The sequence below is a fragment of the Bradyrhizobium sp. GCM10028915 genome (genome assembly GCF_042666195.1).
GTDB classification, from domain to species: domain Bacteria; phylum Pseudomonadota; class Alphaproteobacteria; order Rhizobiales; family Xanthobacteraceae; genus Bradyrhizobium; species Bradyrhizobium canariense_D.
The window spans coordinates 67,885-90,229 of record NZ_JBHTFN010000009.1; the positions used below are offsets into that span (position 1 = coordinate 67,885).

Consider the following 22,345-nt stretch of genomic DNA (forward strand, 5'->3'; position numbering starts at 1 on the left):
GCAAAACAGGAGCATGATGTCAATGTTGGAGCTTTCCGCGCTGGGCCGGCAGGATCTCGAAGCCGATCTTCACATAGACCGCGCGATGCCTCTCTCCGCAATCCCATCTTCCAGGTCATGATCGCCAATCATGGCGAGTTCACCTGTCTTTCGGGCAGGGAATGCCTGCGAACAGAATGGCGGCAGCTGACGATATCTGTTCAGCCATGGAACCATTGGGTTCCCAGTCTATTGCCTCACTGACACATCACATTTGGGAGAAACACGATGAAATTTTTCACAGCCGCTCTGGCGGCCGCAGCAAGTACCCTTCTCGTGACCGCCGCTGCTGCAGCCCCGCTGTCTCCCACCCTGTCTGTCGCTCCGGACAGCAACATTCAGAACGTGCGCATGGTCTGCAACGAAGACGGTCGTTGCTGGCGTGAGCGCGGCGAACGCCGTGTCATCATCCGCGAAGGGCGCGATTCCTACGGATATGCGCCTCGCGAGCGCTACATCGAGCGGCGCGGCTATGAAGAGCGCAGCGGCATCGGCTTCCGCGCTCCCGGCGTGAGCGTCGGGATCGGCACCGACCGCTACTGAGATACGAATCCTGTGAATGCAAAAGCCGCGGAGCAATCCGCGGCTTTTTTGAACTCACTGGACGTCAACAAACTCGCCGCTTTTCCCGGCCTAGCGAGGAGCTGTGATCAGGCAGCCATTCAAAGCACGAACACCGGAAGAATTGATTTCGCTATTGAGCGCCGTGGCGATGGCCATTCTCGCCGCGATCATTGTCATGGTGCTGTATTATGGTCGCGAGATCATCATCCCCATAGCGCTGGCCGTCTTGCTCAGCTTCGTGCTGGCGCCCCTGGTTCGACTGGTTCAGCGTCTGCGCATTCCACGCAGTTTGGCTGTGGTGAGCGTGGTCGTGATCGCCTTCGCATTCATATTTGCGATGGGCAGTCTCCTTGCTACCCAACTCACGCAGCTGGCTGGCGATTTGCCGCGATATCAGTCCACAATAAGCGAGAAGATCCAATCCTTCCGTGAGACCACCGCTGGTCGAGGCACGCTCGAGCGGGCTTCGAGCATGTTGAAGGACCTCAGCAAAGAACTCGACAAGCCCAAGGAGGCCGCGAATTCGTTGGGCACCATAGCAGCTCCGAAAGCGGCCGCGCCGAGGCCCGTTCCTGTGGAAGTGCTTCAGCCCGATCCCGGCGCGCTGGAGAGCTTGCAAACGCTGATTTCACCCTTGCTTCATCCGCTCGCAACGACCGGGATCATCGTCATATTCGTGATCTTCATTTTGCTTCAACGCGAGGATCTTCGTAATCGTCTGATCAGGCTGGCCGGTTCGGATGACCTGCAGCGCACCACGGCTGCCCTTGATGACGCGGCGAGCCGCCTCAGCCGGCTTTTCCTTATCCAGCTTCTCGTGAACGGCAGCTTCGGCATCATCATCGGAACGGGTCTCTGGCTGATCGGCGTTCCAAGCGCGATCCTGTGGGGTATTCTGGCAGCAGTGCTGCGCTTCGTGCCTTACATCGGGGCGGTCATCGCCGCCGCCTTTCCTCTCGCTCTCGCGGTCGCGGTCGATCCAACCTGGACGATGCTGCTTTGGACGATCGCGCTGTTCGTGGTGGTGGAGCCCGTCGTCGGCCATGTGCTGGAGCCGATGGTCTATGGACACAGCACGGGACTGTCGCCGGTGGCCGTTGTGGCTTCTGCGACGTTCTGGACGGCGCTCTGGGGTCCGATCGGCCTCGTTCTGGCGACACCACTCACGGTGTGTCTCGTCGTACTGGGCCGCCATGTCGAGCGGCTGGAGTTCCTGGACGTCATGTTTGGAGACCGACCAGCACTCTCTCCGCCCGAGATATTCTATCAGCGGATGCTCGCCGGCGATCCGACAGAAGCATCGGCAAAAGCCGAGGAGTTCTTGAAGGAGCGATCTCTTAGCTCCTATTACGACGAAGTCGCCCTGCGAGGACTGCAACTGGCTCAAGTGGATGCCGAGCGCGGCGCTCTGGCTCCCGACCGGCTGACCAAAATCAGGGATGCGGTCCAGGAATTTGCCAATAACATTTCGGAGCAGGATGAGCGTCTGCCGCCGAAGGTCGGCCCGACAACAGATGTCGAAGCTACATCTGCCATAGAAGGCGTGGCTGAGGACGCGCCTTATGAGAGTCTGCGGGTTCTGCGCAAGGAGGACTTGCCCGCTGGATGGCAAGGCGAACATCCCGTCCTCTGTGTGGCCGGGCGAAATCCGATCGACGAAGCCGCTGCGATCATGCTGGCTCAACTGACCGGCGCGCATGGCTTGTCGGCCAGAGTCGAGGCAGCGGAAGCGTTGTCGACGGCGAATATCTTCCGGCTGGAGACCGACGGGGTCGCCATTGTCTGCCTCGTCTATATGGATGCAAGCAGCCCTGCCCATATGCGTTACTCGGTGCGACGGCTTCGCCGTAAATTGCCGAAGGCCACAATCATTCTGGGTTGCTGGATGAAGGACATCGAGCCAGCGGCGCTGGAAAGCCTGCGGGAAGGTGCCAAGGCGGATCTGGCTGCTGCAACTCTGGGCGGAGCGCTTAAACTCTGCATAGAGGCGACAGGTGTGGATGGCCTTGGCACAGGAGCCGAAGGCCAGATTTCGAAGATCACGGCCGCTTAGTAGTTTAGACGCGTAGACATGGCTGCTGCGGGCGCGCAGCAAACCGTGATGTCATCATGGCGATGGCGTCGGGACCTTCGGTCGTACTGCGCGACCTTCTGGTGCGACGTTCAGCCAACCGGTCCGGGGGTCCAATCGCCGCCGGCAAGCGGTCGGACTTTTACGTCAGGAATGACCCCGCGCTCCAGGCTCGGATCGAAATGGCGCATCGTCCGCTCATTGAAGTCGATGATGCGGCCAGGCCTTAGCGGTCCCACGTCATTTATCCTGACGATGACCTTCTTGCCGACGGCCTCGACGAGGGCGTATTTCGGCTTCGCGCCAAATTGGACCCCACCGAATTTCTTACGCAAGCTCGTCTTGATGGCAGCCGACCACACCGAGGGATCATAGCGCTCGCCGGAAGCCGTCTTCGGGCCGCCCTCCTCTTTGCCCGGCTTGAACGGATTGTACATGGATGCCGCGCCAACGATCGCTTCCCCGGAAGCGGCATCGTCGACAGCGTTTGAGTGAACCCCACCAGCTTCACATCGCGCTACAGAAACGGAAACGGCAAGCGCAATCATGGCGCCGCAAATTGCGGCGCTCGATCGGAACCCCATTATATCTCCTGTGATTTTCGATTGTTCAGTTCCGATGCCGCAAATCGTTTTGCGGGTCGAGCCAACCCCTGGCTCCGGAACCGTTGGAGGAACCGCAACAGTTCCAGCACCGTGTTTTAGTTGTCGCCGTCTAAGACAGACATTGCGTCAACAGCATGACGACGAGAGCCGCGGCGAAATAGCGCGACATGACTCTCATAGCGCGACCAATCAGGATAATCGGTGCGCTCGCCCGCCTGACCGTGTTTTCATTCTCATCGGCGGGTTTTCGCAGAAGCGATCATCGCAGCGACGGAGGCTGCCACCTGCGTGAGAAGGCTTGCTTGCGCGATGTCACAGAGGGAGTTTGCAATGTCCTCGCGCAGCAAGGCCCGCTGCTGAATGCGTTCATGGACAAGGAGCCGACGCACAGATCCGATCAGCTTGTCTACTCCGTCCTTGTCGGGGGACAAGGGACAGAACTGCTGAACTTGTCTTTCTTCACCTTGCCCCTGCATCAGTCGCAACTGCTCACAGCATCTAACAAGCCTTAACGAGCTATTGACCGGCTTCCGAGCCATGTTGCAGAGCCAGACGAAGGACTGCCCTGCTCCGCAGGCTCCGATCGCCTGAAGCCAGGAAGGTGTCCTATGCCGATACCATACAATTCCGAGAACACCATCGACAGAAGCCGGCGCGCGCTTTTGAGCACGGCAGCGGTTGGAATTGCAGCGGTGATTTCCACGAGCGTGTTTCCGCTGCGTGGAGCGGCGGCCGCGGGCGAAAGCACAATTCGCCCCTTCCACATTGCCGTGCCGGAGGAGGACTTGGTCGAGCTTCGGCGGCGCGTGTTGGCGACGCGATGGCCCGATCGCGAGACTGTTTCCGATCACTCCCAAGGTATCCCGCTGGCGAAGCTCCAGTCCCTCCTCAACTATTGGGGGACGGCCTACGACTGGCGAAAGATCGAAGCGAAGATGAATCGACTTCCGCAGTTCATGACCAACATCGACGGCATCGACATCCACTTCATTCATGTCCGCTCCAAACATCCCAATGCCCTGCCTGTCGTCATAACCCATGGCTGGCCGGGATCGGTATTCGAGCAGCTCAAGCTGATCGATCCACTCACCGATCCAACGGCCCATGCGGGCCGGCCCGAGGACGCGTTCGACGTCGTGATCCCCTCGATGCCCGGCTATGGCTTCTCCGGCAAGCCGGTCGATACCGGTTGGGGTCCCGACCACACAGCGCGCATCTGGGCGGAACTGATGAAGCGCCTGGGCTACACCCACTATGTCGCGCAGGGCGGCGACTGGGGCTCGCCGGTCTCGAGTGCGATGGCACGGCTGGCGCCGGCAGGCTTGCTCGGCATCCATATCAACTTGCCGGCGATCGTCCCGCCCGATATCGCCACGATCCTCGCGGCCGGCGGGCCTGCTCCGGCAGACCTCTCCGCCAAGGAACGCGCGGCGTTCGATGCATTCAGTGCGGCCGGCAAGATGGGCAACCGGTCCTACGCGCTGATGATGGGAACGAGGCCGCAAACGATCGGCTACGGCTTGACGGATTCTCCCGCGGGCCTGGCAGCCTGGATGCTCGGACATCCCGGCTTCTCGCATTGGAAGTTCGACGACACCGACTCCGAAAAATCCCGCGACGAGGTGCTGGACGACATCACGCTGTACTGGTTGACGAACAGCGCCACCTCCTCGGCGCGACTTTACTGGGAATATAGCGGGCGCAGTCCCGCCCTTGCAGGTCCGGAGAAGACTGCGGAGATCTCACTGCCGGTGGCCATCACGGTCTTCCCGGGCGAGAGCTATCAAGCCCCGGAGACGTGGGCCCGGCGCGCCTATCGCAACCTGACCTACTTCCACGAGGTCGACAAAGGCGGTCATTTTGCTGCCTGGGAGCAGCCGGCGCTTTTCTCCGCCGAGCTGCGCGCCGCATTCAGGCCCCTTCGGCCCGCACATCTGGTCCAGTGACGGTGGTCAAGGCGCCGCCGGCAAGGTGTTCATGCCGCCTTGCTTTGCGCGGGAAAGAAGAAATGGGGCCGTCAGTGATGGCGTTTGCTAGCCCATCACCCCGCCACGCTTGATCAGCTCCTTCCCCACCGCGGCCAGATGCACCTGATCCGGTCCGTCGCCGATGCGGATGAAGCGGGCGTAGACGTAAGCACGCGCCAGGAACGTGTCCTGCGAGACGCCGGCAGCGCCGTGGATCTGGATGGCGCGGTCGATAACGCGGGCGGCCATGCTGGGCACCACGATCTTGGCGGCCGCAATCAGGTCGCGCGCGATCTTGTTGCCCTCGCGGTCCATCCTGTCGGCGGCTTGCAGCGTCAAGAGCCGCGCCTGCGCGATCTCGCAGAATGAGTGCGCGATGTCCTCACGCACCGAGCCCTGTTCTGCGAGCGGCTTGCCGAAGGCCGTGCGGGAGACCGCGCGCTGACACATCAATTCGAGCGCGCGCTGGGCGCAGCCGATCAGCCGCATACAATGGTGGATACGGCCGGGGCCGAGCCTGCCTTGCGCGATCTCGAAGCCGCGGCCCTCGCCGAGCAGGATGTTCTCCGCGGGCACGCGAACGTTCTCGTAGACGATCTCGGGATGGCCGACCGGCGCGTCGTCATAGCCGTAGGTCAGCATGTCGCGGACGATGCGCACGCCGGGCGTCGCTCTCGGCACCAGGATCATGGATTGCTGGCGGTGGCGATCGGGATCGTCGGGCGCGGTCTTGCCCATCACGATCAGGATCTCGCAATCCTCGTTCATCGCGCCCGAGGTGAACCATTTGCGGCCGTTGATGACGTAGTCGCCGCCGTCGCGCCTGATCTCGCACTGGATGTTGGTGGCATCGCTGGAGGCAACCTGCGGCTCCGTCATCGAGAAGCCGGAGCGGATGCGCCCCTCCAGGAGTGGCTTCAGCCAGCGCTCCTGCTGCGCCGGCGTACCGTAATTGGCCAGCACCTCCATGTTGCCGACGTCGGGCGCCGAGCAATTGAACACCTCCGGCGCCCAGAGGATGCGGCCCATGATCTCCTTCACCGGCGCGTATTCGAGATTGGTCAAGCCAGTGTTGTTGGGATCCTGGCCGTGCTCGCCGGAGAGGAACAGGTTCCAGAGCCCCTGCTCGCGCGCCAGCCGCTTCAGGTCCTGAAGGATCTGCGGCGTCCTGTAGCGTGTCGCTTCCGGCTTCACCTGCTCGTAATAGAGCTCCTCGACCGGCTCGACATGCGTCCGCATGAACCGGCGGACGCGCTCCTGCAGCTCCAGCGAACGTTCGGAATGGTGAAAGTCCATGGGGGTCTCCTGTTCCCTTCTCCCCTTGTGGGAGAAGGTGGCGCGAAGCGCCGGATCAGGGGTTGTATCCGCGAGTTCAAATGTAGAGACGACTCGCGGAGAGATACCCTCACCCGGCTCGCCGCTTCGCGGCGATCCACCCTCTCCCGCAAGGGGAGAGGGTGCACTGTCTATGCTGCCGCTCGCGTGCCCCTCACGTGCCGCGCAGCAGCTCGCTGGCGACGATCCAGTCGTTGCCGTTGAACTGGAGCATATAGCCGTCCTTGATCGGGCGGAAATCCTGCGGCGTGGTGTTGAGGGTGATGCCGGGCATCAGTAGCGATAGCGGCACGTTCTTCAAATTGGCCGCCTGCGCCATGATGTTCTCGCGCGTCAGATTGTCCTTGCACTGCTTCAGCAAGACCACCAATGCCTCGGCGACGGTGTAGCCGTAGAGACCCGCGACGTTGTTGACGTCGGCATTGGGCAGGCGCTTCTTCATGAAGTCGATATAGGCCGTCATCGCCGGATCGTCCTTCGGCGCCTCGACGAACGGCTTGAGCGAGCCGAGCGAGAGCACGCCCTTGCCGGCATCGAGGCCGGCCGGGACCATCACGGTCGCCTTGTTGGCACAGCCCGAGGCGAGGAAGCGCGTCGCCTGCCAGCCGACCTCATGCGCTTTCCGAATCGCCTGGGCGCAGGCGCGCGGCGTCACCGAATAGATCATGAACACGTCGGCCTTGGTGTTGGCGAGCGTCAGCACCTGGGAATCGACGGTGGGGTCGGCGACCTCGAAGCTCGACGCCATCGCGATCGCCTTGTCCGCGTCGGCACCAAGCGCTTCCTTGACGCCGCGCAGATATTCCTTGCCGGCGTCGTCGTTCTGATAGAGCACCGCGAACCGCGCGTTCGGGTTCTTGGCGCGGGCATAGGCGACGTCGATGGCGGCCTCGCTGGTGTAGTTCGGCGCCCACGGCAGCGCCATCGACCAGGGCATGTTGGCGGGGTCGTTCCACTTCGAGGCCGAGCTGATCAGAAACAGCTGCGGCACCTTGTTGCTGTTGAGATATTTCGCGATCGCCGAGCTCGGCGCGGTGCCCATGGTCGCGAAGATGAAGGCGACGCCGTCGCCCTCGACCAGCCGCCGCGCCGCTTCCATGGTCTTCGGCGGCGAGAAGGCGTCGTCGAGCGACAGGAGATTGAGCTTGCGGCCGTTGATGCCGCCCTTCTCGTTGACCTCGTCGAAATAGGCCGAGATCACCCTGCCGGTGATGCCGAGCGGCGAAGCGGGACCGCTATAGGGCATGGTGTTGCCGATCTTGATCTCGGTGTCGCTGATGCCGGGACCGTAGGATTTCTGCGCGGAGACAGGCGTGGACAGGCAGGCAGCCAAGGCTGCAGCCAGGACCAAAGCGGCTTTCATGGTTTCTCCCCGGTGATGATCGCCGCGCGACTCGGAAGGCGCGCGGCGTGCTGCTTCTTGCCAGCACGTCAGATCAGCGGAGTTCCGCAAGGCGGTCTTGCGTCGAGTTGCTGATCAGCCGGTGCACAGCCGCCCTCGCGGGCAGCACCATTGACGCAAATCGAGACCGGATGCGCGCCTCAGCCGCGTGTCCGCTCCATCTCCAGCTCGGCCTTGAGATTGTCGAGATCCCTATAAATTGAAGCAACCGCAAGAACGCGGTCGCCCTTGCTATACTTCAGCAGGCAGTCCTTGCCGGAAATGCTACCGTCGATCGCGATGTCGTCGAAGCTCTCGGCGTGGCCGACATAGTTGATCGGCACGTCATAGTGCTGCGACCAGAAGAACGGCACGGCCTCGAAGCGCTCGCGCTTGCCGAGCATGTTGCGCGCCGCGGTCTGGCCCTGCCGCTCCGCCACCACCCAATGCTCGACGCGGATGGTTTGCCGCGAATGCGGATCGGGCCAGCGCGCGATGTCGCCGGCCGCGAAAATGCCGGATACGCTGGTCTCCAGATATTCGCTCACGCTGACGCCCCGATCGGCCGCAAGCCCCGCCTGCTCGGCAAGCGCAAGGCGCGGCTTGACGCCGATGCCGACCACGACCAGGTCGGCCTCGATCACGCCGCCGCTCTTCAACGTGGCGCGCGTGCCGTCCAGCTTTTCCACGGTGTCCTCGAGATGGAAGTTGACGCCGTTCTCCTCATGCAGCGCGCGCACGAAGTCGCCCATCTCGGGACCGAGCACCTTCTGCATCGGCCGTTCGTCCGGCGCGACCACGTGCACCTCGATCTTGCGTGCCCGCAAGGAGGCCGCGACTTCGAGGCCGATGAAGCTGGCGCCAATCACCAGCGCCCGCTTGGCGCTGCCCGCCGCCTTGATGATGGCGCGGCTGTCGGCGACCGAGCGCAGGGTGTAGACATGGGGCTGGTCGGCACCCGGAATCTGCAATCGGACCGGCTCGGCGCCGGTCGCGAGTAGCAGCCTGTCGAACGGCAGCCTGTCGCCGTTGCCCAGCGTCACGCTGCGCGTCTTCGCCTCGATCGCGGCAACATTCGTGTTGAGCCTGAGATCGATGCCGGCGTCCTGATAATAGTCCTCGCCTCGCAGCGGCAGCCAATCCTCCGGCGCGTTGCCCGCGAGGTAATCCTTGGAAAGATTGGGCCGGTCGACCGGCATCGCGCTGTCATTGCTGAGCATGGTGATGGCGCCGGCAAAGCCCTCGCGACGGAGCGTCTCCGCCGCCGCGAAACCCGCCGCGCCGCCACCGATGATGACGAATTTTTCCGGCGTTGGCGCCGTCCGGTGACACGCCGGAGGCTTCGGCATCTCGCGCTTGCGCTGGACGACGATCTTGTCCTGATCGCGCGAGACCTCCCACAACGCCAGCGCATTCAGCGCCGGCGGACGGGTCGCCTCGCCTGACCGCAAGGAGAAGCAGGCATGATGCCAGGGGCAGCGGATGGTGTCGCCCACTACCAGTCCTTCCGCGAGCGGACCGTGATAGTGGCTGCAGGTCGGCTCGATCGCGAAGATCTCGCTGCCGGCCTGCACCAGCAGGACGTCTTCCTCGCCGACATGGCCGAGCAATTTGCCGTCCTTGAACGCGGCGAGCGTCACGCCTCGGCTCAGGTCGGGCCCGCTTGGCTTCTTGTCTTCGGTCATGGCGTTGCCTCCTTGAGCCGTCGCGGATCAATCGTCCGAATTGGCCAGCCCCAGCAGTTCCTGGCGTGTCAACGCATTGTCGCGGAACACGCCGAGCATGCGGCTGGTGACGAGATCTGTCCCGGGCTTATGTGCGCCACGCGTGGTCATGCAGTGATGCGTCGCCTTGATGATGACCCCGACGCCTTCGGGCCTCAGCACGTCGTTGATCGTGTTGGCGATCTGCGCGGTCATCTTCTCCTGGATCTGAAGCCGCTTGGCGTAGATGTCGACGAGACGCGCGAGCTTGGAGATGCCGACGACGCGCCCTTGCGGGATATAAGCGACCCAGGCGCGGCCGACGATCGGTGCCATGTGGTGCTCGCAATGGCTTTCGAAGCGAACGCCGCGCAGGACGATCATCTCGTCATAGCCTTCGATCTCCTCAAAGGTCTTTTGCAGGATTTCGGTCGGATCCTGCGCATAGCCGGAGAAATACTCCTCGAAGGCGCGCGCGACCCGGTCCGGCGTATCGCGCAGACCGTCGCGCGCGGGATCGTCGCCGGCCCAGCGGATCATGGTCCGGATCGCCTGCTCGACCTCCGCCCTCTCAGGCCGCTCGCTCGGCGCCTGCGCGACCGCGACACGTTCCAGCCTGCGCGTTTGCGTCTTCATCGAAAACTCCCCTGCAACGAACCGCATACAGAACGCGGCCCCACAGCTTGGACGGCTGCGATTGGAAAAGGTTCCCGGAATCAGGAAAAATTGGAAGCTATGAGAGCGGCAAGACAGCGGGACGAGAAATCCGGCGCTATGAGGCCGCTTTCCGTACATCGAGCACGGCCTGGGCCCATTCGGCCGGCCGCTCCTGCGGTAAATTGTGGCCGGCCCCTGTAAAGACGCGCCGCTCGAAAAAGCCCACGAATTTGCCTGCGTGGTGAGCGGTGCCGGAATTGACGCCGTCGCTGTCACCGTCGATCGCGATGGTCGGTACCCGAACCGGGGGCTGGGCGGCGAGCTTCGCCTCGATCGCGGCATAGGCGGGATCGCCCGCGACCAGCGCGTAACGATGTCGATAGGAGTGGATCACGACATCGACGAAATCGGGATTGTCGAACGAGATGGCGCTGGTCTCGAACGTCGCGTCGTCGAAGGCCCATCTCGGCGACCACATCGACCAGAGCTGGCGCGCAAAACCGCGCCGGTTGCGCTCCAGCGCACGGCGGCCGCGTTCGTTGTGGAAGAGATATTGATACCAGAGTGCCGCCTCCTCCGGTGGCGAAGCCGGCTCCATCGAGCGCGCGATGTTCTGGATGTTGTAGGAATTGCCCGAGACGAGCGCGATCACGCGCTCCGGATGCAGCACCGAGACCACGCAGGCTGCGCGTCCGCCCCAGTCGTAACCGCCGACGACCGCGCGCGCAATTCCAAGCGCATCCATGAAGGCCAGCAGATCGGCGCCCAGCGCCGCCTGCTCGCCGGAGCGCAACGTCGCAGCGGAGCGGAATCGCGTCGGCCCGTAGCCGCGCAGCCAGGGCACCAGCACCCGCGCGCCTGCTTGCGCCATGATCGGCGCGGTCCCGGCATAGGCGTTCACGTCGTAGGGAAAGCCGTGACCCATGATGCAGGGCCAGCCGTCCGGCGCGCCGTATTCGCGATAGGCGATGTCGAGAATATTGGTGGCGACCGTTTTTTGTTGCATTAGAAAGCGGAGCTATTTTTGCGGCCCGGACAACGTGATGTCACGCTCGGCGCGGAACACGTTGCTGTAGAGGTTGGCGATCCACTGCCGACCGATCTCGGTCTTGTTGAGGTAGCCGATCTCGGTCTGGATGTGCGGCGCGACGCTGTTCCAATAGAATTGCGGATAGCGGTTCACGATGTCGGCAGGCGAATCGTAGCCGAGCTGGCGGTTGATGCCGACTTCCTCGAACTCGTAGTAGAGCGCATTGGCCTTGCGCAGATAATTGGGGTCGCCGAGCTGGCCGATGAAGTCGGCCGCGCGCAGGATCGAGGCCTCGTCGTCATAGTCCTGGCCTTCCCGGGCCGGAAACCGGGTGCCCTCGATGGCGCGGGCGATGCGCTCCGGATCGAGCCCCGGAATGTGTCGCAGCCGCCGCGAGACATAAAGCTTGGAACGGTCGACATGATACATCATCAGGCTTGCATCCGAGGCGCCGCGCGGCAGTGACACCTTGGTGCCGGCTGCATCGATGACGAAGCCATCGGTGTCATCCTCCTCGAACAGGCCGCGCACATAGCCGATGTCATGGGCCAGGCAGGCGATCAGGACATGGACATAGTCTTCCGCCGACAGATGGGCGTGAAGATATCGGCCGCTGAGGATGGAGTGACCCGCCAGCGTCACCAGCATCGTATGCTCGATATTGTGATAGAGCGCGTCGCTATTGCCGATGCATTCCATCGCCGTGCGGGTTGCGCTCTCGACGATGCGCGCAGAGGGCTCGTCGAACCGGCGACGCATGAACGAGCCCAGCAATTTTTCAAGGGAGTCCGCCGCCAGTTTCGGTAACGTCATCATGGATGCAGCCCCGTCTGTCGGTGGTTTTCCACGCCAATTCCCGACGTCTCATTCTCGTCCTCGAGCAGGCGCCAGCATAGCCCATCTTGGCCGACTGGCCAAACCCGGGGGCGCAAACTCGGAAATATGTTGCGGTTTGTGCCCCGCGATATCGCGGTTGCGGTGCAGACCCGCCACACCCGGGATGGGTGTCGCGGGCAGGACCCGCAATCATTCCACCAACAGCACGTCGACGGCGACGTCGAGCTTCTGCTTCGGCGAGCCGACGATGATGCCGTCGACCGGCGAAACGTCGGAGAAGTCGCGGCCGACTGCGAGCACGATATGGTCGCCAGCAACCATAAGATCGTTGGTCGGATCGAAATCGACCCAGCCAAGCTCCTCCCCGCACCACAGCGACACCCAGGCATGGGTGGCGTCGGCGCCCTGCAGGGGCGGCTGGCCCGCCGGCGGAATGGTGCGCAAATATCCGCTGACATAGGCCGCGGGCAGGCCCAGCCCGCGCAAGCCCGCAATCATGACATGGGCAAAATCCTGACAGACGCCATGGCGCTTGACGAAGACCTCGTTGAGCGGCGTCGAGATCACCGTCGCCTTGGGGTCGTAGCGAAATTCGGTGCGGATGCGATGCATCAGATCGACCGCCCCGGCAAGGATGCCCGCGCCGGGCGCAAAGCTTTCCGCCGCATAGGCGCTGACCGGTCCCAGCACCGGCACTAGCGGGCTCGCAAAGACATAGCCGACCGGCGAGGACGGCCCGAGGCTCGTCGCCTCGAAGGCGATGTCGCGAATGTTCTCCCAGGCCGGGCTGACAGCGGCGCGCGCCGGCGGCTGGCGCGACACCTTCACGCGAGAGCGGGAATCGATGCGCAGGGTGCGATGCGCGGCCTCGATCACGACACTCTCGGTCAAGGTGCCGAAGAAATCGCGCCGGACGCTACGCTCCGCAGGGCGCGGACGGATCTCGACCTTATGCGAAATCAGCTCCTGGCCATTGCCGCTCCTCGGCTCCAGCCGCAGCGTGCAGCGCGCGAAGCTAACCGGGCTCTCGTATTCGTAGGTGGTGACGTGACGGATATCGTAGATCACGCCAGCCCCGTCAGCTTTTCCGGCCGGCTCGCATTGGGACCGTGCGGGAAGTAGTGCTGCCCGACCGCCTCGGCGAGGCTGAGCAGATCCTGCTCCAGGGCGAACAGCGTCTTGACCTCGAGCTTTTCGGCCTGCGCGGTCGCGAGCATCGCCTGCAGCGCGACCGCAAGCCGCTGCGGCTTCTCGATCAGGCCGTGCTCCTTCAGGCTCGGCAGTGCGGCGATGTGTTCGTTCAGCGTCGTCACCTGGAACGCCACCGAACGCGGATTGTAGCTGTCGAGCACGGCGAGGTCGCGCACCGGCGCCAGGATCGGCGCCAGCAGATAACGCGAGCGGTAGGTAATCTGGCAATCCACCAGCGTCAGCAGGATATCGAGATCCTCGTCGCCGGCCTCGTCATAGGCAAACTGCCGGGCAAAGCGCGTGGTGTTGATGGCGCGCTCGGTGCGCCGACCGATATCGAGGAAGCGCCAGCCGGCGGCGCGGTTCATGTTCTCATGCGCAAGGCCGGCAAAGCTCGCGAGCTCCTGCAAGGTCAACTCGGCCGCGCTCAGCACGCTGTCGTCGTCCTCGACCTCGACGGCCAGCCGCTCGACCATCTCGGTGATGACTTGCCAGGCATCGGGCGACAGCCGCTCGCGCAAAGAGGTCGCCGTGCGCTGGGCCGCGCGGACCAGCGACAGTGCCGAGCCGAAACGCTCCGGGCTCTGCAGCGCTTCGGCAACGATGCGGCCGGGCGCCGCGCGCGAGGTCTGCGAGATCGCGCCCCAGGTCACCAGCAGGCGCTGGATACGTTCCGCCGATTGCAGCGAGGCCGCGGTGCCCTTGTTGGGCCCGCTCGGCGAGCCCAGCGCCCGCACCAGCCGCAGCGTCGCCTCGGCGCGTTCGAGATAGCGGCCGAGCCAGAACAGATTGTCGGCGGCGCGGCTCGGCAGCACGCCGGCGATACGGCGGATGCGCACCTTGTCGATCGCAGGCAGCAGCGTCGCGGTCGAGACCTGCTTGTCCGAGACCACCCAGACGTCGGCGGAGCGCGCGCCGTCGCCCATCGACACCGCGCGCGCATCCGGCTGCTCGGCGATCCGGCAGAAGCCGCCGGGCATGATGGCCCAGCCGTCCGGCGTCGCGGCTGCGAACACGCGCAGCACGAAGGGACGCGGCGTGATTTGCCCCTGTTCCCACACCGGCATGGTCGAGAGCCGCACCACCTCCTGGCCGACATAGTCCATGCCGCGCGCAGCGATGGCGTCGCTCAGGCGCCGGCGCCCGGCGGCGTCGAGTTCGCTCGCGAGCACCGGACCGTTGCTGTCGAAACCGGGAACGCCGCGCCGATACGCGCCTTCGATCGCGACCTCGTCGAGCCGCGACAACACTTCGTCGCGCGCCGAGCGCTGGCCGCACCACCAGGTCGCGATGTGCGGCATCTTCAGCTCTTCGCCGAGCAGCCGGCGGCTGAGCGCCGGCAGGAAGCCGAGCATCGCGCGCGCCTCGAGGACACCCGAGCCCGGCATGTTGGCGACAACGACGCCGTCCTTGCGCAGCACGTCGATCAGGCCGGGGACCCCGAGCCGTGACGAGGCATCGAGCTCGAGCGGATCGAGCGAATTGGAATCGACACGGCGCAGCAGCACGTCCAGGCGCTTGAGGCCTGCAACCGTGCGGATGTGGATATGATTGTCGCTGACGGCGAGATCGTCGCCCTCGACCAGCAGGAAGCCGAGATAGCGCGCCAACGTCGCATGCTCGAAATAGGTCTCGCTGAAGCTGCCCGGCGTGAGCACGCCAATCCGCGGTTCGTCGCGGTCGGCGCGCGCCCGAAGACTGTCGCGAAACGCCTCGAAGAATGGTGCGACGCGCGGGACGTTCATCGACTTGTAGAGATCCGAGAAGGCGCGCGAAAGCACCAGGCGGTTCTCCAGCGCATAGCCCGCACCCGACGGCGCCTGCGTGCGATCGCCGAGCACCCACCAGCGTCCGTCGGGCCCGCGGCCGACATCGGCGGCATAGAGCGAGAGATAGCGCCCGCCCGGCGGCGGCACGCCGCAGGCGGGACGGAGATATTCGGGGCTCCCCGCGATCGCGGCCGCCGGCAGCGCGCCTTCGGCGACGAGGCGGCCCTCGCCATAGATGTCACGCAGCACGAGCTCGAGCAACTCGGCGCGCTGGGTGATGCCGTCGGACAGCTGCTTCCAGTCGGCCTCGTCAATCAGCAGCGGCAGATGGCTGATCGACCAGGGCCGGTCGGCGCTCTCGCCGGGCGCGCGATAGGTGACGCCGGCCTCGCGGAGATGACGGTCGGCCATGCCAAACCGCCGCTCAACCTCATCGGGCGCGAGCGCACCGAAGGCATCGAAGAAGCGGCTCCAGACCGCGCGGGGCTTGCCGTCCGGGCCGAGAAACTCGTCGGGGATGTCGGGCAGGCGCCTGTAGTCGCGGACCCATTGCGCGAAGCGGCGCTGGCCTTCGCGCTGGCCATCACGTTGACCTTGCGCCTGACCCGCCTTGTCGTCCTCTTCGGCTGCGCCCTCGGCCATGCGCCACTCCCTGCCCCGGCATCATACTCATTGCAGGAGCGGGGTCCGCAAGTCGAGGGTCAGCGGAAACTCATTTGTGCGTTCCTCGGGCGGCGGCTGCATCGGACCCGGCGTATGGCCATGGTCCTGGAAGCGCGCCAGCCGCCGCGCCTCGGCCTCGTAGGTGTTGACGGGCTTGGTGTCGTAGCTGCGGCCGCCCGGATGGGCGACATGATAGACGCAGCCGCCGAGCGAGCGGCCGTTCCAGGTGTCGATGAGGTCAAAGGTCAGGGGCGCATGAACGGGAATGGTCGGGTGCAGGCCTGAGGCCGGCTGCCAGGCCTTGAAGCGGACGCCGGCCACGGCTTCACCAGAGCGGCCGGTGGCGGTCATCGGCAGGCGGCGGCCGTTGCAGGCGACGATATGGCGGCCCGCGACGAAGCCTTCCGCCTTGACCTGAAGCCGCTCGACCGACGAGTCGACATAGCGCACGGTGCCGCCGGCCGAGCCCTCCTCGCCGAGGACGTGCCAAGGCTCCAGCGCCTGCCGCAGCTCCAGCGTCACGCCGCCATGATGGATGCGGCCGAACGCGGGGAAGCGGAATTCGAGCTGGGCCAGATACCATTCAGGCTCGAACGGATACCCGGACTGCTTCAACTCGGTGAGCACTTCGAGGAAATCCTCCCAGATGAAGTGCGGCAGCATGAAGCGGTCGTGCAGCGCGGTGCCCCATCGCACGAACTTGCCTTGTTGCGGCTCGCGCCAGAATTTTGCGATCAGCGCGCGGATCAGCAGCTGCTGCGCCAGCGACATGCGTGGATCCGGCGGCATTTCGAGCGCGCGGAATTCAACGAGACCGAGGCGGCCGGTCGTGCCATCAGGTGAATAGAGCTTGTCGATGCAGATCTCGGCGCGATGGGTGTTGCCGGTGATGTCGACGAGGAGATGCCGGAACAAGCGATCTACCAGCCACAGCGGCGCCTGAGTGCCCGGCGGCGGCACGTGCGTGAGCGCGACCTCGAGCTCGTAAATGCTGTCGTGGCGGGCTTCGTCGATGCGCGGCGCCTGGCTGGTCGGGCCGATGAACAGGCCGGAGAAGAAATAGGACAGCGACGGATGCCGCTGCCAGTGCAGCACCAGGCTCTTCAACAGATCAGGCCGGCGCAGGAACGGCGAGTCCTGCGGGCTCGAGCCGCCGACCACGACGTGATTGCCGCCGCCGGTGCCGGTGTGGCGACCATCGACCAGGAAGCGATTGGCACCGAGGCGTGTCTTGCCGGCATCCTCATAGAGCCCGACGGTGATGTCGACCGCCTCGCGCCAGTTCTTTGCCGGCTGGACGTTGACCTCGATCACGCCGGGATCGGGCGTCACCTTGATCACGTCGACACGCGGATCGAATGGCGGCGGATAACCCTCGACATGGACCTGGAGCTGCATCTCCTCGGCAGTCGCTTCGAGCGCCGCGATCATCTCGAGATAATCCTCGATCTGCTCGACCGGCGGCATGAAGGCGCAGAGCACGCCGTCGCGGACCTCGACCGACATCGCGGTGCGGACGGGGACCGAGGTGTTGAGCTGTTCGGGCTCGAGCCGCTCCGGCGCGTCCGGACGCGCCGGAAGGCTGAACACCGGCAGCTTGCCGCGGGCCTCCATCGGATCCCGCTCGACGATGTAGGGATATTGATCGGGCGGGACATAGCCGAGCGAGTCCAGCGGCAAGCGCAGGCCGAGCGGCGAATCGCCCGGCATCAGGAACAGATGACTGCGCCGGAGCTGCCAGCGCTCGCTGCGCCAGCGTGGCGCCGCATTCCAGCGCTGCACCGGCAGCACGAAGCCGCGAGGGTTGTTGAGCCCCTGCTCGAACACCCGCGCCATCCGCGCGCGGGCCTCCGGATCGGACAATTTGGAATCGGAGGGATCGACGTTGACGGGAAGCTCGGATTCCTTCTGCAGCCAGTACGCGGTGTCCTCATAGGCTGGCATGATGTAGCCGGGATCGAGCCCGAGCCGCAGCGCCGTGCCCTCCACGAACGCCTGGACGTCCTTGGCCTGCGCCGACCGCGGATTTTCGATGCTGGCGATGAGGTCGGCATTCTTCCAGATCGGCACGCCGTCCTTGCGCCAGTACAGGCCAAACGCCCAACGCGGCAGGCTTTCGCCGGGATACCATTTGCCTTGCCCGAAGTGCAGCAGGCCGCCGGGTCCGAAACGCGCGCGCAGGCGGCGGATCAGATCGTCGGCGAGCCCGCGCTTGGTCGGGCCGACGGCGTCCGTGTTCCACTCGGCGCCTTCGAGATCATCGACGGAGACGAAGGTCGGCTCGCCGCCCATGGTCAGACGCACGTCCTGGGCCGCAAGATCGCCGTCGACCTGCTCGCCGAGATCGTTCAGCCGTATCCAGGATTCGTCGGAGAACGGCTTTGTGATGCGCGGCGCCTCGCGAATGCGCTTGACGCTCATGTCGAAGGCGAATTCGACCTCGGCGAAGCCTGCGCCGCCGGAGATCGGCGCCGCCGAGCGGTAGTGCGGCGTCGCGGCGACCGGGATGTGGCCCTCGCCCGCAAGCATGCCCGAGGTCGCGTCGAAGCCGATCCAGCCCGCGCCCGGCAGGTAGACCTCGGCCCAGGCGTGCAGATCGGTGAAATCGTTCTCGACCTCCGGCGGCCCCTCGATCGGATCGATGTCGGGACGGACCTGGATCAGATAGCCGGAGACGAAACGGGCGGCGAGACCGAGGTGACGGAAGGTCTGGATCAGAAGCCAGGCGGAGTCACGGCATGAGCCGGCCGCGGAGGAGAGCGTCTCCTCCGGCGTCTGCACGCCCGCCTCCATGCGGATGACGTAGCCGATCCTTTTCTGCAGCTCCCTGTTGAGATCGACCAGGAAGTTGACGGTGTTCGGGGCTTCGTGCGGGATCGTATCGAGATATTTCGCGAACAGCCGATCGGGCTTGACGGTCTCGAGATAAGGCGCGAGTTCCGTCTTGAGATCTTGCGTATATTCGAACGGAAAGCTGTCGGCATAGGGCTCGACGAAGAAGTCGAACGGATTGACCGTGGTCATCTGCGCCGTGAAATCGACCTCGATCTTGAGCTCGGTCGTCTTCTCCGGAAAGACGTAACGGGCGATCCAATTGCCCAGCGGATCCTGCTGCCAGTTCACGAAATGATTGGCCGGAGTGACCTTGAGCGAATAACTCAGGATCGGCGTGCGGGTATGCGGCGCCGGCCGCAGACGGATGGTCTGCGGGCCGAGATCGATCGGACGGTCGTATTTGTAGTGCGTGACGTGGTGTAGTGCGACGTAGATCGACACGGGGTGCGGTACTCCAGCAGCTTTTTTGAGCAGAACACCGCTGGTGACCTCGATCAAGCACTAACAACGGGCAGACCGTGCCTACGGCACGGGCTGTGCCTTTGCTACATCGTCGCGCCCAGTACCCAGGGCGCGAACTCGGCGCCGCCGAAATCAAAACTCTCGCTCTTGGTGGGCTGGCCCGACGCGGTCTTGAGGATGAGATCGAAAATGCGCTGGCCGCATTGCTGGACGCTCTCCTCGCCTTCGAGGATGGTGCCGCAATTGACGTCCATGTCCTCTTCCATGCGCTTGTACATGGGCGTGTTGGTGGCGAGCTTGATCGAGGGCGCCGGCTTGCAGCCGAACACGCTGCCACGGCCCGTGGTGAAGCAGACCAGATTGGCGCCGCCGGCGACCTGCCCGGTCGCGGCGACCGGATCGTAGCCGGGGGTGTCCATGAACACGAAACCCTTCTTGGTGATGGGTTCGGCGTAGCGCAGCACCTCGACGAGGTTGGTTGTGCCGGCCTTCGCCATCGCGCCGAGCGACTTCTCCAGAATGGTGGTGAGGCCGCCGGCCTTGTTGCCCGGGCTGGGATTGGCGTTCATCTCGGCGCCTTCGCGCGTCGTGTATTCGTCCCACCAGCGCATGAGATCGACCAGCTTCTCGCCGACCTCGCGGCTGACGGCGCGGCGCGTGAGCAAATGTTCGGCGCCATAGGTCTCCGGCGTCTCCGACAGGATCACGGTGCCGCCGTGACGTACGATGAGATCGCTGGCCGCACCCAGCGCCGGATTGGCGGAAACACCGGAATAGCCGTCCGAACCGCCGCATTGCAGCGCCACGGTCAATTCGCTCACCGGAACGGACTCGCGCTTGACCTTGTTGGACTCCGCGAGTGCCTCGCGCACGAAGGCAATTCCGGCTTCCACCGTCTTGCGGGTGCCGCCGACCTCCTGGATGTCCATCGCACGCAGACGTCCCGCGAGCTTCTGCTCCTCCATCAGGCCGCCGATCTGGTTCACCTCGCAGCCGAGGCCGAGCACGATCACATGAGAGAAGTTCACGTGCCGTGCATAACCACCGAGCGTGCGGCGGAGCAGCGCTAAGGGCTCGTTCTGCGTCATGCCGCAGCCGGTCTTGTGGGTCAGCGCGACCACGCCGTCGACATTGGGGAAGTCGGCCAGCGGATTGTCGCCGGTGAACGGATTCTTCTTGAAGACGTCGGCGACGAGGCTTGCGACATGCGCGCTGCAATTCACCGAGGTGAGGATGCCGATGTAGTTGCGCGTGGCGACGCGGCCGTCCGGACGGCGGATGCCTTCGAAACTCGCCGGCAGATCGAAATTCGGCGTCGGCTTGACGTCGACGCAATAGGCATAGTCCTTGGCGAAATCGCCCATGCCGCAGTTCTGCACGTGCACGTGCTGGCCCGGCGCGATCGGCACCGTCGCAAAGCCGATGATCTGGCCGTAGCGGATCACCGGCTCGCCCAATGCGATCGGCTTGATCGCGACCTTGTGGCCGGAAGGAATGCGCTCGACCGTCGTCACGCCGTCGGCCACCAATGTTCCCGGCGGCAAGCTCGCGCGCGCGATCAGCACGCCATCATCGGGATGCAGGCGAATGACGGGGCTGATGGTCATGGGAGGTCTCCTTCAGACGAATAGTGAGTAGCGAGTGGCGAATGGAAAAGGGGAGCAGCTCATTCGCTACTCCCCATCGCCATTCGCGAGTTCTCAGGCCTTGCCGCCGGAATCCTTCCGGGTGGCGTTGACCTGCATCTTGGCGTAGGTCGTCATCAGGCCGACCTCGTTCGAGAGCGTCACCAGCTTGAAGCCCATGTTGATGGCGCGCGCGGCACCTTCGGCGCCGCTGCAATGGATGCCCGGATTGAGGCCGCGCTTGCCGCACTCCTTGATGATCTTCTCGTAGATCGCAAGGATCTCGGGCTCGGTGCGATCGAGCTTCGGTTCGAGGCCGTAGGAGAAGCCGAGGTCGGACGGGCCGATATAGACGCCGTCGATGCCTTCGACGTCGAAGATCGCTTCCATGTTCTCGACGGCGGTTTTGGTCTCCATCATCGGCAGCAGCACGATGTCGTCGTTGGCCGTCTTCTGGTAGGAGCCGGCGGTGCCGTACATGCCGGCGCGGATCGGGCCGTTGGAGCGGACGCCCTTCGGCGGGTACTTGGCATAGGAGACGAGGTTCCTGGCTTCCTGCGGCGTGTTGACCATCGGGCAGATCACGCCATAGGCGCCGCCATCGAGCACCTTGCCGATGATGCCGGGTTCGTTCCAGGGCACGCGGACCATCGGCGTGATCGGGTGCTTGTCCATCGCCTGGAAGCACTGCACCATCGACAGATAATCCTGCACGCCGTGCTGCATGTCGACGGTGACGCTGTCGAAGCCGCATTGCGCGATCATCTCGGCCGAGAAGCCGGAGGGAATCGCGAGCCACGCGTTGACCACGGCCTTGCCCGACTTCCAGATTTCCTTGACCTTGTTCGCCACGTTGCCTTCCTTCTTTGTTTTGGACCTTCGTCACCATGACGAGCGCCGCGACAGCACGATGCCGTTACTAGCGCGAACCCGACCGCCGCGCTACGCTCGCGATGACGCAAGGTTTCACTTGGCAAAGGCGGCGCAATCCGTCCCGGCGCGCCGATTTTTGCGCATCGGCTGCGGGGCACTTTGAGCGAAAAAATGCGGCGATGTCCATGATTGTTGCCGCGCGCTCGCGCATATCTGCTTTCACTCCTCGGCACTTGCCTCCTCGCCCGCGCCGAGCCCTGCGAGACTTTGTTCGAGCTCGCTGAGCATCTCCTGCAATTCGACGAGCTTGCGCGCGCCAAAGCGTCGCGTGATCTCGGCATAAATCGCTTCGGAGGACGGCGCGACGGAAGCCATCAGCTTCACGCCCTTTTCCGAGATCGAGACCATGCTGCGGCGCTGGTCCGCCTTGGCGGTCTTGCGCTCGATCAGATTGCGCGCCTCGAGATCACGCAGGATGCGCGACAGGCTCGGGCCGAGCAGGAACGCGGTGCGCGCGAGTTCCGTGACCTCGACCGTGTCGATCGCCGCGAGCGCGCGCAGGATGCGCCATTGCTGCTCGGTCAGGCCATGCGTGCGCAGCGAGGGACGGAATTGCCGCATCACCGCCTCGCGTGCCCGCAGCAACGACATCGGCAGCGAACGCGAGAAGTCGCGCATCGGCACCTGCCGCACGGCGGGCTCACTTCCGTTCGCAGGATCAGCCGGTCTCTTCGTCAT

16 protein-coding genes are annotated in these 22,345 nt (G+C 64.4%); 3 read left to right on the top strand and 13 right to left on the bottom strand.

From position 1 onward, the window contains the following. The first annotated feature begins 267 nt into the window (after positions 1-267). The gene (locus tag ACFQX9_RS08080) at positions 268-582 is read left to right on the top strand and encodes a hypothetical protein (protein ID WP_018456931.1); all 315 of its coding nucleotides are present in this window, start codon (positions 268-270) and stop codon (positions 580-582) included. A gap of 103 nt (positions 583-685) precedes the next feature. Further along, positions 686-2,656, top strand: a complete 1,971-nt coding sequence (locus ACFQX9_RS08085; protein WP_377787669.1) for an AI-2E family transporter — start codon at positions 686-688, stop codon at positions 2,654-2,656. A 110-nt stretch (positions 2,657-2,766) separates the two neighbouring features. Here the strand turns inward: ACFQX9_RS08085 and ACFQX9_RS08090 are convergent, their stop codons facing one another. Continuing rightward, entirely contained in the window at positions 2,767-3,258 is a 492-nt protein-coding gene (locus ACFQX9_RS08090; protein ID WP_026233268.1) for a septal ring lytic transglycosylase RlpA family protein, read from the bottom strand. A gap of 629 nt (positions 3,259-3,887) precedes the next feature. Between ACFQX9_RS08090 and ACFQX9_RS08095 the strand changes: the two genes are divergently transcribed. Further along, complete coding sequence (locus tag ACFQX9_RS08095; RefSeq protein WP_377787672.1) at positions 3,888-5,225, top strand: epoxide hydrolase family protein; 1,338 nt, start codon at positions 3,888-3,890, stop codon at positions 5,223-5,225. Positions 5,226-5,312: 87 nt separating this feature from the next. Here ACFQX9_RS08095 and ACFQX9_RS08100 read toward each other — a convergent pair whose 3' ends face one another. From ACFQX9_RS08100 to hpaR, 12 genes are all read right to left on the bottom strand, one after another. Continuing rightward, positions 5,313-6,542, bottom strand: a complete 1,230-nt coding sequence (locus ACFQX9_RS08100) for an acyl-CoA dehydrogenase family protein (protein WP_377787675.1) — start codon at positions 6,540-6,542, stop codon at positions 5,313-5,315. A gap of 193 nt (positions 6,543-6,735) precedes the next feature. Next, positions 6,736-7,944: an ABC transporter substrate-binding protein gene (locus tag ACFQX9_RS08105; protein WP_018456938.1), complete on the bottom strand. Its 1,209-nt coding sequence runs from the start codon at positions 7,942-7,944 to the stop codon at positions 6,736-6,738. 179 nt (positions 7,945-8,123) lie between these two features. Next, positions 8,124-9,647 carry an FAD-dependent oxidoreductase gene (locus ACFQX9_RS08110; protein ID WP_204510659.1) on the bottom strand — a complete coding sequence of 508 codons (1,524 nt, stop codon included), beginning with the start codon at positions 9,645-9,647 and terminating at the stop codon, positions 8,124-8,126. Positions 9,648-9,674: 27 nt separating this feature from the next. Then, the gene (gene folE / locus ACFQX9_RS08115; RefSeq protein WP_018456940.1) at positions 9,675-10,301 is read right to left on the bottom strand and encodes a GTP cyclohydrolase I FolE; all 627 of its coding nucleotides are present in this window, start codon (positions 10,299-10,301) and stop codon (positions 9,675-9,677) included. 136 nt (positions 10,302-10,437) lie between these two features. Further along, the gene (locus tag ACFQX9_RS08120) at positions 10,438-11,328 is read right to left on the bottom strand and encodes an alpha/beta fold hydrolase (RefSeq protein ID WP_377787678.1); all 891 of its coding nucleotides are present in this window, start codon (positions 11,326-11,328) and stop codon (positions 10,438-10,440) included. Between the two features lie 12 nt (positions 11,329-11,340). Then, complete coding sequence (locus ACFQX9_RS08125; RefSeq protein WP_026233269.1) at positions 11,341-12,168, bottom strand: metal-dependent phosphohydrolase; 828 nt, start codon at positions 12,166-12,168, stop codon at positions 11,341-11,343. Between the two features lie 210 nt (positions 12,169-12,378). After that, entirely contained in the window at positions 12,379-13,257 is an 879-nt protein-coding gene (locus ACFQX9_RS08130; protein WP_204510657.1) for a transglutaminase family protein, read from the bottom strand. Continuing rightward, positions 13,254-15,791 (bottom strand): circularly permuted type 2 ATP-grasp protein, encoded by a 2,538-nt coding sequence (locus ACFQX9_RS08135; protein ID WP_377787681.1) that lies wholly within the window; start codon positions 15,789-15,791, stop codon positions 13,254-13,256. Before ACFQX9_RS08135 ends, ACFQX9_RS08130 begins: the two co-directional genes overlap by 4 nt. A 27-nt stretch (positions 15,792-15,818) precedes the next feature. Further along, entirely contained in the window at positions 15,819-19,088 is a 3,270-nt protein-coding gene (locus tag ACFQX9_RS08140) for a DUF2126 domain-containing protein (protein WP_247488103.1), read from the bottom strand. A gap of 104 nt (positions 19,089-19,192) precedes the next feature. Beyond that, positions 19,193-20,716, bottom strand: coding sequence for a UxaA family hydrolase (locus ACFQX9_RS08145; RefSeq protein ID WP_018456946.1), 1,524 nt, complete (start codon positions 20,714-20,716; stop codon positions 19,193-19,195). Between the two features lie 93 nt (positions 20,717-20,809). Next, a complete protein-coding gene (locus ACFQX9_RS08150; RefSeq protein ID WP_018456947.1) occupies positions 20,810-21,586 on the bottom strand; it encodes an HpcH/HpaI aldolase/citrate lyase family protein in 777 nt (258 codons plus the stop codon). Positions 21,587-21,826: 240 nt separating this feature from the next. Next, positions 21,827-22,345, bottom strand: a complete 519-nt coding sequence (gene hpaR / locus ACFQX9_RS08155) for a homoprotocatechuate degradation operon regulator HpaR (protein WP_018456948.1) — start codon at positions 22,343-22,345, stop codon at positions 21,827-21,829.